The 12153-nt window shown below is 70.6% G+C and carries 12 protein-coding genes and 1 riboswitch; of the genes, 8 read left to right on the plus strand and 4 right to left on the minus strand.

Translation table 11 applies throughout. From position 1 onward, the window contains the following. Positions 1-331: 331 nt before the first annotated feature. On the minus strand, positions 332-1048 hold the full coding sequence (locus ROTAS13_RS10930) for an SH3 domain-containing protein (protein WP_083755477.1): 717 nt from the start codon (positions 1046-1048) through the stop codon (positions 332-334). A 249-nt stretch (positions 1049-1297) separates the two neighbouring features. Here ROTAS13_RS10930 and ROTAS13_RS27125 point away from each other — a divergent pair, with 249 nt between their 5' ends. Continuing rightward, positions 1298-1657, plus strand: a complete 360-nt coding sequence (locus ROTAS13_RS27125; RefSeq protein ID WP_075822337.1) for a hypothetical protein — start codon at positions 1298-1300, stop codon at positions 1655-1657. 217 nt (positions 1658-1874) lie between these two features. After that, entirely contained in the window at positions 1875-2888 is a 1014-nt protein-coding gene (locus ROTAS13_RS10940; RefSeq protein ID WP_075822338.1) for a glycosyltransferase family 2 protein, read from the plus strand. A gap of 106 nt (positions 2889-2994) precedes the next feature. Here the strand turns inward: ROTAS13_RS10940 and ROTAS13_RS10945 are convergent, their stop codons facing one another. Next, positions 2995-4527 (minus strand): UxaA family hydrolase, encoded by a 1533-nt coding sequence (locus ROTAS13_RS10945; protein WP_216348632.1) that lies wholly within the window; start codon positions 4525-4527, stop codon positions 2995-2997. Positions 4528-4672: 145 nt separating this feature from the next. Then, a riboswitch (TPP riboswitch) is annotated at positions 4673-4782 on the plus strand. 109 nt (positions 4783-4891) lie between these two features. Here ROTAS13_RS10945 and ROTAS13_RS10950 point away from each other — a divergent pair. Continuing rightward, positions 4892-6487, plus strand: coding sequence for an ABC transporter substrate-binding protein (locus tag ROTAS13_RS10950; RefSeq protein WP_075822339.1), 1596 nt, complete (start codon positions 4892-4894; stop codon positions 6485-6487). Between the two features lie 214 nt (positions 6488-6701). Here the strand turns inward: ROTAS13_RS10950 and nhaA are convergent, their stop codons facing one another. Both nhaA and ROTAS13_RS10960 read right to left on the minus strand, forming a co-directional pair. Then, positions 6702-7910: a Na+/H+ antiporter NhaA gene (nhaA, locus tag ROTAS13_RS10955; RefSeq protein WP_083755479.1), complete on the minus strand. Its 1209-nt coding sequence runs from the start codon at positions 7908-7910 to the stop codon at positions 6702-6704. Between the two features lie 224 nt (positions 7911-8134). Then, positions 8135-8830, minus strand: a complete 696-nt coding sequence (locus ROTAS13_RS10960) for a YqgE/AlgH family protein (protein WP_019461303.1) — start codon at positions 8828-8830, stop codon at positions 8135-8137. A 257-nt stretch (positions 8831-9087) separates the two neighbouring features. Here ROTAS13_RS10960 and ROTAS13_RS10965 point away from each other — a divergent pair, with 257 nt between their 5' ends. The 5 genes from ROTAS13_RS10965 to ROTAS13_RS10985 all read left to right on the plus strand — a co-directional run. Then, on the plus strand, positions 9088-9570 hold the full coding sequence (locus ROTAS13_RS10965) for a peroxiredoxin (protein WP_019461304.1): 483 nt from the start codon (positions 9088-9090) through the stop codon (positions 9568-9570). 22 nt (positions 9571-9592) lie between these two features. Then, positions 9593-9904: a hypothetical protein gene (locus ROTAS13_RS10970; protein WP_075822341.1), complete on the plus strand. Its 312-nt coding sequence runs from the start codon at positions 9593-9595 to the stop codon at positions 9902-9904. 252 nt (positions 9905-10156) lie between these two features. After that, entirely contained in the window at positions 10157-10426 is a 270-nt protein-coding gene (locus ROTAS13_RS10975) for a MoaD/ThiS family protein (protein ID WP_026033223.1), read from the plus strand. Continuing rightward, the gene (gene moeB, locus ROTAS13_RS10980; RefSeq protein WP_019461307.1) at positions 10423-11604 is read left to right on the plus strand and encodes a molybdopterin-synthase adenylyltransferase MoeB; all 1182 of its coding nucleotides are present in this window, start codon (positions 10423-10425) and stop codon (positions 11602-11604) included. The genes ROTAS13_RS10975 and moeB overlap by 4 nt, the downstream gene beginning before the upstream one ends. Positions 11605-11869: 265 nt before the next feature. Then, positions 11870-12153, plus strand: a 284-nt coding sequence (locus ROTAS13_RS10985) for a hypothetical protein (RefSeq protein WP_216348633.1), incomplete at its 3' end; no start/stop codon positions are given.

Here is a 12153-nt window from a genome sequence, read left to right on the forward strand (position 1 = left end):
AGGGGCGGGGGCCGGACGGGGCGCTGGCGAGGGGCGCTTATAGCCGCGCCGGGGTAAGGCGCCCATGGCCGGATGGAGCCGGGGAGGGAGAGTCGGGGCAGGGACGGGCCAGGGGCGGAACTGCCGGCCGGAACCCAGGCGCGAGGTCGCCGGCCCGGGATGGCCGCTTGGCGTGATCTTTGGGCGCAACCCGGGGGGGCCGCCCTTGGGAGCCGGCCGCCAGGGGGGGCAAGAGCGGACCGCGCGGAACCCAGGACCTTTTCCTGAGCGGGCGTGGCAAGAGCCAGGATCGCCTGCCGCGCGCGAGGACCTGCCCCACGCGCGGGGCGCATCAGTAGGGCGGCGGCCCGCCAGGGCCGCGGCGCTCCCCATCCGGTCCCCCGGGGCCATGGCGCTCCCATTCCGGCCCGGGTGGGCGGCCGGGGCGAGGGCCGGGGCCGCCACCGGGGCCGGCACCGGGCCCGGGGCCATAGCCGGGACCGGGCGGGTGCCCGGGACGTTCCCAGCCCGCACCACCGGGCCCGCCGCCTGGGTGCCCGTACCAGCCGGGCGGCGGGCCCGGCGGCGGGCCGGGGCGGTAGGGCGGCGGGGGCGGGCCACCCCAGCGGTCATGCGGGCTGTACCAGGGCCTGCCGCGATAGTAGCGGCCCCAGTAGTCGCCGAAGTCGAAGGTGACGATCGGCACGCCGATGCGTGGCCCGTATTCCGGGATCAGCACCCGCCGCCCCTGATAGGCATATTGCAGGTAGCTGCCGGACACCCAGCCCCGCATGCCGCCGGCGCCGACATCGCACCAGTTGTAGCCGTCGAGGCAGCCGAAGATCTCCAGCGGTGCCCCGGCGCCGATCATGGCGACGCGCGGATAGGCGGTGCCGGGCCCCGCGCGCAGGTTGACATCGCCGGTGGCGTAGCCGGGGGCCGCCGAGGCGGGCGCCACGACGCCCAGCGCCAGCCCAAGTCCGAGACCCAGCGCCATCGTATGGGCCGTGATCCGGTGTTTCACCGTCTGCTGCTCCCTTGAGGTGACGGCATGAACGCGCGTGGGCATGCTTTCGCTTCAATCCTGGGCATGACCATGCTCTCATGTCGTGACGAAGCAAACTCCCTGGCATGGCGAAAGCAAGGCAAAGATTTCCTCGAAAAGCCGCATGGGAAATCCAGGGTGTTTACGTAGCACGGAACAGAAACAATCTGTCGCAACTTTGGCCGGGACAGAAGAGATGAGGGTGCTTATTTCCGATTCCACGGATGGGTCGGGAATCGCCGACCTGCCGTAGGAACACGGTGAGGATTTCCCATGAAGAAGATCCTTCTTCTCGGCGCCGGTCTGGCTCTCTTCGGCGCGGCGGGCATGGCCATCGCCCAGACCCCGCCGCCGCCTCCGGGCGGCCCGCAGGCCGAGCGGCCCCAGGGGGCTGGTGGACCCGGTGGCCCGGGCGGGCCCGAGGGTGGCCCCGGCCCCCACCATGGCTGGCGCGGCGGCCCGCCGATGATGCGGCCAATGGGCCCGTCGCCCTCGCGCGCCGCGTCCTTCCGGATCGAGCGCAACGGCACCGAGATGAGCATCCGCTGCGCCGAGAACGAGTCGACCCAGGCCTGCGTGGCCGCGGCCTCGACCCTGATCGACAAGTTCAACGCGGCCAACCCGGCCCGCTGATCGCCTTCCCGGCCGGAGCGCGGGCGGATGCGGAAACGCATCCGCCTGTCTCCTTTTCATTGGAATGAACTATTTTTTAATATGGCTTTCGGGTAATTTTCGGCCGCTACTCTGGAAGAAGGGCAGGTCGGTGCAGAAAGCAGGCCCGATGAAAGACCGGCTGGCCATCCCCCGCGCAGAAGCCTCCCAGGGGGGCGCTGCGACGGCGGCTGCGTGGATGGGCACGGGCCGGGCCACGGGGTCCCATGTCAGTGTCATTATCACCAGCCACAACTACGCGGCCTATATCCGCCAGTGCATCGACAGCGCGCTGGAGCAGGAGGGCGCGGGCCGGGATTTCGGCCTGGATGTGCTGGTGGTCGACAATTATTCCAGCGACGGCTCACGCGAGATCATCGCCGGCTACGGCAACCGGATCGGCGTCATCCTGAAGGAGGAAGGACGGCAGATCTCCTCCTTCAACCAGGGCTTCGCCGCCAGCCGCGGCGGGATCGTCATCTTCCTCGACGCCGACGACTATCTGGCCCCCGATGCGGTGCTGACGCATCTGCACGCCTTCCGCGACCCGGCCGTCGTCCGTTCCCAGGGCTACATGACGGTGGTGGGCCCCGGCGGGCAGGAGCTCGGCCGGCGCCTGCCGGGGCGGAGCGCGCCGCAGGGCGATCTCGGCGCGCGCATCCTGGCCACCGGCCCGGGCGCCGTCGTCTCGGCGCCGACCTCGGGCAATGCCTGGCGCCGCGACGTGCTGGAGCGGATCATGCCGTTGCCGGAAACCGTCCAGGGCATCGGCGCCGACACCTACCTGATGGATTCGGTGCCCCTCTTCGGCCGGGTGGCGGTGGCGGAGAGGACGGTCGCCTTCTACCGCGTTCATGGCCGCTCCTTCGGCGATGCGGTGAAGGGGCTGAACCGGGCCAACATCGCCGTGTGGCTCGATGGCTACCGCACCCGCGTGCAGCGCCTGTCCAGCACGGCCGGGCAACTCCGGCTGGAGCCGCAGGAAACCCGCTGGGCCACGCGGAACTGGCGCATCCAGACGCTGGAGGGGCTGCTGTCGCGGATGGAGGGGCGCCGGGGTCCTGGCCTCGCCGCGCAACTCGCCGCCGCGGCCGCCGCGTGCAGCCTGAAGGGCCGGGCGCGGGCCTCGCTGATCGTGCTGGCCTCGCGCCTGCTGCCGCTGCCCTGGGCGCTGCGGGTCGCCCAGGGCTCGATCCGGCTGAACGAGATGTAGGGCATCCTCCGTAACCGATGAAAACTCCGGGGTTCGGGAGCCGGCTCCGGTCCCCGGTGGGCAACCGCAAAGCGGGACGCGACCAGGAAAGGCCGCCGCCCGCTCCTCAGACCGTCGCGCCGATCTGCCAGGGCGCGAACTCCGCCGCGCCGAAGTCGAATTCCTCGCTCCTGGTCCGCTCGCCGCTGGCCACGCGCAGGATCTGCCGGAAGATCCGCTCGCCGCACTGCTCCACCGTTTCCTCGCCGGTCAGGATGGTGCCGCAGTTGATGTCCATGTCGTCCTGCATCCGCTCGTACATCGCGGAATTGGTGGCGAGCTTCAGGCTGGGTGCCGGCTTGGCGCCGAAGACGCTGCCGCGGCCGGTGGTGAAGCAGACGAGGTTGGCGCCGCCTGCCACCTGCCCGGTCGCCGCCACCGGGTCGTAGCCCGGCGTGTCCATGAAGACGAAGCCCCTGGCGGCCACCGGCTCGGCATAGCGGTACACCTCCACGAGGTTCGTGTGGCCCGCCTTGGCCATGGCGCCCAGGCTCTTCTCCAGGATGGTGGTCAGCCCGCCGGCCTTGTTGCCGGGGGAAGGGTTGGCGTTGATCTCCGCGCCCTCCTTGGCGGTGTAGTCCTCCCACCAGTGCATCAGGTCCACCAGCTTCTGCCCGACCTCGGGGCTCACCGCGCGGCGGGTCAGCAGGTGCTCGGCGCCATAGGTCTCGGTGGTCTCGCTCAGGATCACCGTGCCGCCATGGCGCACGACCAGGTCGCTCGCCACGCCCAGCGCCGGGTTGGCGGAGATGCCGGAATAGCCGTCCGAGCCGCCGCATTGCAGGGCGACGCAGAGCTCGCCCGCCGGCACCGGCTCGCGCCGCACGGCATTGGCCTCGTCCAGCACGCTGCGCACGAAGGCGATGCCGGCCTCCACCGTCTTGCGGGCGCCGCCCATCTCCTGGATGTCCATGCTGCGCAGCCGGTCGGCGAGGCGCTGCTCCTGCATCATCCCGCCGATCTGGTTGACCTCGCAGCCCAGGCCGATGGCCACGACATGCGAGAAGTTCGGGTGCCGCGCATAGCCGCCGATGGTCCGGCGCAGCAGCGACAGCGGCTCGCCCTGCGCCATGCCGCAGCCGGTCTTGTGGGTCAGCGCCACCACGCCATCCACGTTCGGCCAGGCGGCCAGCGGGTCCTCGCCGGTGATCGGGTTGCGGCGGAAGGCCAGCGCGATCAGCTCCGCCACATGGGCGGAACAGTTCACGCTGGTGACGATGCCGACATAGTTGCGCGTCGCCACCCGCCCGTCCGGCCGTCGGATGCCCAGGAACGTCGCGGGCTCGGGCACATATTCGGTCGGCTTCAGGTCGGCGCCGAAGGCATAGTCGCGCGAGAAGTCGCCCATCGCGATCTCCTCCACATGCACCCATTCGCCGGGGGCGATGTCGCGCGTGGCGAAGCCGATCACCTGGCCGTAGCGCCGCACCGCCTCGCCCTTCACATGCGGGCGGATGGCGACCTTGTGGCCGGCGGGGATGCGCTTCTCCGCTCGCACCCCGGGGGCGACGGTGGTGCCGGGGGGGAGGACCATGCGCGCGATCACCACCCCGTCCTCGGGATGCAGGCGGATCACGGGCGGCTGGGTCACGGCATCCATGGCGTCGGTTTCCTCGTTGCCTGTCGGGCTTTGCCCGCAGCATAGGCCCCGCTGCCATGGCGGTTCCAGGGGGTGGCGCAAAGGATCGCTCCGCCGTCGCGGCGCGGGCGTCTTGCCGCCGTTCCGCCCCTGGCCCATAGCTGGGGCGGACATCGGGGGGAGCCCATAACGGGCTGAGAGGCGGGCAAGGCGGCCCGCGACCCCTGGAACCTGCCCCGGTTAGGACCGGCGAAGGGATCGGTGCACCTCATGCCACGGAAGGGCGGCCCTTTCCGGAACGTCCTGCCCCGCCGGGCGCCCCGGCAGGCGCCGTGGCCCTGCACCTCGCCTCGCATCCAGGGACCAGCGAGAGAGGACTTCCCGCATGCAAAGACGTGACCTTCTGAAGACCGGGCTGACCGCCCCCATCCTGGCCACACCCATCCTGGCCCGCCCGGCCCTGGCCCAGGGGGGGAATTCCGGCGCCACCCGTGCCCGCACCCTGCGCTTCGTACCGCAGGCGGCGCTGACGGTGCTGGACCCGGTCTTCCTCAGCGCCACGATCAGCACCACGCACGGCTTCTGCGTCTTCGACACGCTCTACGCCACGGACACCAAGCTGCGGCCGCACCCGCAGATGGCGGAAGGCCACGAGACCAGCGAGGACGGGAAGCGCTGGACCATCCGGCTGCGCGAGGGGCTGCGCTTTCATGACGGGGAGCCGGTGCGGGCGCGCGACTGCATCGCCTCGCTGGAACGCTGGGCCTCGCGCGACCAGTTCGGGCAGATCCTGCGCCAGAGCGTGGCGGAATGGACGGCGCCGGACGACCGCACCCTGTCGATCCGCCTGCACCGGCCTTTCCCGGCGCTGCTCTATGCCCTGGCCAAGCCGGCCTCGGTGGTGCCCTTCATCATGCCGGAGCGCATCGCGAAGACGCCGGGCGACAAGCCCATCACCGAGATCACCGGCTCCGGCCCCTGGCGCTTCCTGCCGGACGAGTTCAACAGCGGCAGCCGCGTCGCCTATGCCCGCAACGAGCGCTACGTGCCCCGCGCCGAACCCGCCGACGGCGCCTCGGGCGGCAAGCTGGTGCATTTCGACCGGCTCGAATGGCACATCATCCCCGATGGCGCGACCGCGGCGGCGGCGCTGAAGACCGGGGAGGTGGACTGGGTGGAATACCCGCTGCCGGACCTGATCCCGTCCCTGAAGCAGGACCCGAGGCTGGCCTTCCAGGTCTATGACCCGATGGGCTTCCTCGGGATCATGCGCTTCAACCAGCTGCACCCGCCCTTCAACAAGGCGGAGGTGCGCCGCGCCGTGCGCGACCTTGTGGCGCAGCCGGATTTCATGGCCTCCGTCGCCGCCCCGGGCGACTGGGCGGAATGCCATGCCATGCTCCCCTGCACCCTGCCGGGTGTGGAGAGCCATGCGCCCGTGGCGCCGGACCTGGAATCGGCCCGGAAGATCATCCGCGCCGCCGGGGTGGAGGGGGCGAAGGTGGTGATCATCAACGCCTCCGACTTCGCCGCCATCGCGCCGCAGGGGCGACTGGCCGCGCAGCTGATGCGCCAGCTCGGCTTCGACGTGGATCTGGTGGAGACGGACTGGGCCAGCGTGCTCGCCCGCCGGACCAGCAAGGCGAAGCCGGGCGAGGGCGGCTGGAACATCCTGCCCACCAACGCCCCCTCCGGCTCCATCGCCAACCCGGCGGTGAACTTCGCCATCCGCGGCAATGGGGAGAAGGCCTGGTTCGGCTGGCCCGAGGACCCGGCCACCGAGGAGGCAATCGACCACTGGCTCTATGCCCCGGATGCCCAGGCGCAGTCCCTGGCGCTCCGCCGCGTGCAGGAGACGAGCTGGAACAGCGTGCCCTTCGCGCCCACCGGCATCTTCGTGCTGCAGACCGGCTTCCGCGCCGATCTTTCCGGCGTGCTGCAGGGGCCGAACCCGTACCTGTGGAACCTGCGCCGCGCCTGATCCGGCGCTGCCCCGTCCGTGGGTGAGGCGCTGCCTCTCCCACACCCTCTCCGCTCAAGGAGGCAAGGGCCTCCCCGGGACCCCGCCTGGAGCGGGCGCCGCGCGGATGCGGCGAGTGCCCACGGAGAGGAGGCCCAGGACGCTCAGGGTCCTGGCGGAGCGGGGGTATCGGGGGCGGGGCAGGGCCTTGCCCCCGGGTCAGGGGAGCGGCGCCTCAGGAGACCCGGACCGCCTCGCCCCGCGCATCCAGCGCCCGTCCTGTGACGCGCAGCAGGGCGGCGCCGCAGAGGGCGGAGACCACCGAACCCCCGAGCACGCCGATCTTCACCGCGTCCTGCATTTCCGGATGCGTGGGGAAGGCGAGGAGGCCGATGAAGAGGCTCATGGTGAAGCCGATGCCGCAGAGCAGGGCGGTGCCGTAGATCTGCGGCCATGTCGCCCCGGCCGGGCGTTCCGCCACGCCGAGCTTCACGGCCAGCCAGGCCCCGCCGAAGACACCGATCTGCTTGCCGATGAAGAGGCCCAGCCCGACGCCGAGCGAGACGGGGCCGAGCAGGGCCTCCGGGCTCATGCCAACAAAGGAGACGCCGGCATTGGCGAAGCCGAAGATGGGCAGGATCAGGAAGTTCACCCAGCGGGTCAACCCGTGCTCCAGCCGGTGCAGCGGCGAGTTCGCCGTGTCGTCGGCGCCACCCGGGCGGTGGCGCAGGGGGATGCAGAGCGCCAGCAGCACGCCCGCCAGCGTGGCATGCACGCCCGATTGCAGCATGAAGAACCAGAGCAGCACGCCAAGCAGCAGATAGGGCCAGAGCTGCCGTGTCCCGGCCCGGTTGAGCAGGAAGAGCAGCACCAGGATCACGCCATCGGCGCCCAGCGCCAGCAGCGACAGGCTGTCCGTATAGAAGATCGCGATGATCACCACGGCGCCGAGGTCGTCGAGGATCGCGAGGGCCGCGAGAAAGATCTTCAGCGAGGCCGGCACGCGCTGCCCCAGCAGGGAGATCACCCCCAGGGCGAAGGCGATATCCGTGGCGGCGGGCACGGCCCAGCCGCGCAGCGCCTCCGGATCGCCATGGGCGAAGCCGACATAGATCAGCGCCGGCACCGCCATGCCGCCCAGGGCGGCGATGCCGGGCAGGGTGCGGCGGCCCCAGCTGGCGAGCTGGCCGTCCAGCATCTCGCGCTTGATCTCCAGCCCGACGAGCAGGAAGAAGACCGCCATCAGCCCGTCATTGATCCAGTGCAGCAGGCTGAGGCCGCCGATATAGGCGTGCAGCGCGTGAAAATAGGCCGGTGCCAGGCCGGTATTGGCCACGATCAGCGCCAGGGCGGCGGCAGCCATGAGGACCAGGCTGCCCGAGGCGCTGTGGTCCAGGAAGTCACGGAGCAGGGACAGGACGGGGCGGCGTGGGGCGAGGGCCATGGGGCGGCGCGGCTCCTTCATGTCAGGGGCACGTCAGGGGCGGGAGGGGGGCAAGGAGCGTGGCTCCCTCCCAGGAATGCCCCCCCGGGGACGGGGGTTTTCCACGTTTGGCATGGCCGCACAACATGAACGGGGTGTCATCGGCCCGCGGCGGCGCCGGTTCCTGTCGGGTGTGGCGGAACGGGCCGGGGCCGGATGCCGCGCAGCGGCCCGCCCTGGCGCGGTCAGGCCCGCCCGGCGATGCTCACCAGGAGGAGCGGGTCCACGCGGAGCTTGGCCAGCGCCCGGCGCCACTTGGCGTCGTTCTCCTCCTCCTCGAAGATCAGCGCCTCGTCCGGGGACACGTTGAGCCAGGCATTCTGCTGCAGCTCCTCCTCCAGCTGCCCCGGTCCCCAGCCGGCATAGCCCAGGGCCAGCAAGCCCCGGCGCGGCCCGCCGCCGCCGGCGATGGCCTTGAGGATGTCCACGCTCGCCGTCAGGGCCAGCTCGGGATCGACCTGCAGGCTGCCCTCGCTGGACCAGTCCGCCGTGTGCAGCACGAAGCCGCGCCCGCCCTCCACCGGCCCGCCGGCATGCAGCGCGATGCGCCGCTGCGGCGGCACCGGCGCCACGTCGAGCTGCTTCAGCAGGTCGTCGAAGGACAGGTTCTCGATGGCCTTGTTCAGCACGATGCCCATCGCGCCGTCCGAGGAATGGGCACAGAGGCAGATCACGCTGCGGGCGAAGCGCGGGTCCTGCATGCTGGGCATGGCGATCAGGACCTGCCCGGTCAGGGAGGTGCTGTCGGGCAGGCGGATGCCCTGGTCGCGGTCCTTCCGGCTCCGCCGCCGGGCCGGGCGGCGGGCAGGCGTGTCCTTGCCTCCCTCGGGCGCGTCCTCGGGAAAATCGGGGGTGTCGTCGTCTCGTGCGTGCCTCGCCATCGCCCCTGAATGTGGCGGGCTCCCCGGTCGCCCGCAAGCGGCCTGTGGCGACAAGCCGTCTCCGCCATCGTGTTTTCAGCACGGTCCTGGCGGATGCGGGCGAAGGCGCCTCCGGGGCGGCGTTCCGGGCGGTTCCGGAAGGCTGGCGGCACAGCTTCGCCGGGGGGCTGGCGCTTGACAGCCCGGCTCCGCTCGCGCCGCATCCGCACAGGCGCCCCACAGTCCCATCGGGGCGCATCCCGCAGGAAAGGAAGCCCATGCCCATTCAGCCCGGCGACACGATCCCCTCGGTCAGGCTCATGCGCGCCACCCCGGACGGACCCCAGGAGCAGGACACCGCGGAATTCTTCGCCGGCCGGACGGTGGTGCTGTTCGGCGTCCCCGGCGCCTTCACCCCCACCTGCTCCGCCCGCCACCTGCCGGGCTTCAAGGAGCAGGCGGAGGCGTTGCGCGCCAAGGGCGTCGATGCGATCGCCTGCATGGCGGTGAACGACGCCTTCGTCATGGCCGCCTGGGCCCGCGACCAGGGCCTGGGCGAGGAGATCGCCATGCTCGCCGACGGTTCCGCCGCCTTCACCCGCGCGCTGGGGCTGGAGATGGACCTGGGCGCCCGCGGCATGGGGGTGCGCTGCCAGCGCTTCGCCCTGATCGCCCGCGACGGCAAGGTGGCGCATGTGGGGATCGAGGCTCCGGGCGCCTTCGAGGCCAGCAAGGCCGAAACGATCCTGGCGGCGCTGTAGCCGAACCTGTAGGAAGGCACCCATGCCCAAAATCGCACCGAACCCAGCGGACCCCATCGGGGCCTTCGCCGAGATGACACGCTGGAGCCTGTTCGCCTGGCAGGCCGGGTGGGTCTTCACCCTCCGTTCGGCCAGCCTCTGGGCGGAACCTGCCACGGCCGCCCCGGCCTTGACGGCCATGGCGCTGGAGAAGCAGCGCGCCTTCACCCAGGGCTGGATGGATGCGGGCCGCAAGGCGCTGCAGGGTGCCGATGCGCGGCAGATCGCCAATGCCGCGATGGCCCCCGCCCGCCGCCGTGTCGCGGCGAATGTGAGGACCCTGGGCCGATCCTGAACCGGGCCATGGATGACCCGGAGCAACGGCGTTGTTAATCACTCTTAATTCACATCAAGTAGTTATGTGTCAATTTAATCGAGATTTTGGTTGCAGATTTCGACACGCCGTCGCTCTATAGGTGCTTCTGATCATTGGGTCCCCGCCCGCCCGGCATGAATGCCGGTGGCCCTGGCGCCTCTCCGCGAGGCGTCGCCGCCGGAAGCCGTGCAGCGGCCGGCAGGGACCCTGGCACGTTCCGAAAGGGGTTCCATGCCGGTTATCCTGGTGCCGAGTTCGCTCCGCCGATACACAGCCCAGCAGGCACAGGTCACGGTCGAGGGCGACACCGTCCAGTCGGTGCTGGACAGCCTGGTGGACGACCTGCCGGAGATGCGGGGCCATCTCTTCACCGCGAATCGGCTCCGGCCCTTCGTGATGGTCTTCAAGAACGGGCAGGACATCCGCCTGCTGAACGGGCTGGACACGCCGGTCGACGGCAAGGACGAGATCCGCATCCTGGCGAGCATCGCCGGCGGATGAGCGCGCGCCTCGCGGATGCTCCGCTGCCGGACCTCAGCGCCGCGGAGCTGCGGCGCTTCGGTCGTCACCTGATCCTGCCGGAATTCGGCATCGAGGGGCAGCGCCGGCTGAAGGCCGGCAGCGTGCTGCTGATCGGCGCCGGCGGGCTGGGCTGCCCCACCGCCCTCTACCTCGCCGCCGCGGGCGTCGGCCGCATCGGGCTGGTGGACCCGGATGTGGTGGAGGAGACCAACCTCCAGCGCCAGGTGGCGCACGGCTATTCCACCCTGGGCCGGCAGAAGACGGAAAGCGCCGCCGCGCGCATGACCGACCTGAACCCGGACCTGGTGATCGAGCGGCACGACGTCTTCCTGACCGTGGACAACGCGCTGGACCTGATCGCCGGCTATGACGTGGTGATCGACGGGACCGACAACTTCCCGACGCGCTATCTCGTCAACGATGCCTGCACCAGGCTCGGCATCCCCAACGTCTATGGTGGCGTGCTGCGCTTCGACGGGCAGCTCAGCGTCTTCGATGCCCGGGTCGGCCCCTGCTACCGCTGCCTCTTCCCCGAGCCACCGCCGACCGAACTCGCGCCCAACTGCGCCGAGGCCGGGGTGCTGGGCGTGCTGCCGGGCGTGATCGGCGCGCTGCAGGCGACCGAGGCGATCAAGCTGCTCACCGGCATCGGCACGCCGATGATCGGGCGGATGCTGGTCTATGACGGGCTGGACCTGAGCTTCGGCACCGTCACCGTGGCCAAGGCGCCCGACTGTCCCTGTTGCAGCAAGCCGCGCTCCGAGATCGTGCTGCGGGAGGTGCAGATGGTCTGCTCCGCGCCCGTGGTCGGGCAGGGGCTTTCCGCCGCCCAGGCCCTGGCCCGCCTGGAGGCGGGGCCGGAGATGGTGCTGCTCGACGTCCGCAATCCGCCGGAATGGATGGGCGGGACCCTGCCGGATGCCCTGCGCATCCCCAAGCCGCTGATCGACGAGGCGATCGGCGCGCTGCGGGAACAGGGCACCGCCGCCGCCGGCGTGCTGGGCGATATCCCACGGGACCGCGACGTGCTGGTCTACTGCCAGTCCGGCATGCGGAGCGCGGCTGTCATCCGCGCCCTGGCCACGGCCGGCTACGATCCCGGGCGGCTGTTCAACCTGGAGAAAGGCTTCTCCGCCTGGACCGGGCCGAAGGCCTGACGATCCGCCTTTCGCTTCCGGTCGCGGAAACGCGGCCGGAGAAAGGTGTTTATCCCAGAAAACGGGAAAGTGAAGATCATTTTGGGAATGATCCCGGTTAATGGCCGCTGTGCCCGCCCGGTTTCGTGCGATTCCCTAAATCTAATTAATACGACTTTACTTGGTGAGACCATGTATGCTGCACTGCGGAAACTGAGCGTTACAAAGTCTTCGTGCCGCACTGTCCTTGTGCATGACACGTTGCTCCAGCAGGGCGATTGATTCGATGCCGCAAAGCAGCGCTGACCTGATTCAAGAAATCATCGCCCTGGCGCCCGATGGCCGCGCCGGCCTTGACGCGGCGACGACGGAGGCCCTGAAGGTCCTGACGCGCCGTCTCCTGGCCGCCAGGGCAGCCGAGGGCGGGCTGGACGAGGACCCGCTGGAACTCGCCATGACCCGCAACGTGGAGCTGCACCGCGATGCGGCGGCGGCGCGGCTGGCCGGGCGCCGGATCCTGGTCACCGGCGGTTCCGGCTCCGTCGGCACGCGGCTGCGCCAGTTGTTGCA

The sequence above is a fragment of the Roseomonas sp. TAS13 genome (genome assembly GCF_001950415.1).
Lineage (GTDB): Bacteria > Pseudomonadota > Alphaproteobacteria > Acetobacterales > Acetobacteraceae > Roseomonas > Roseomonas mucosa.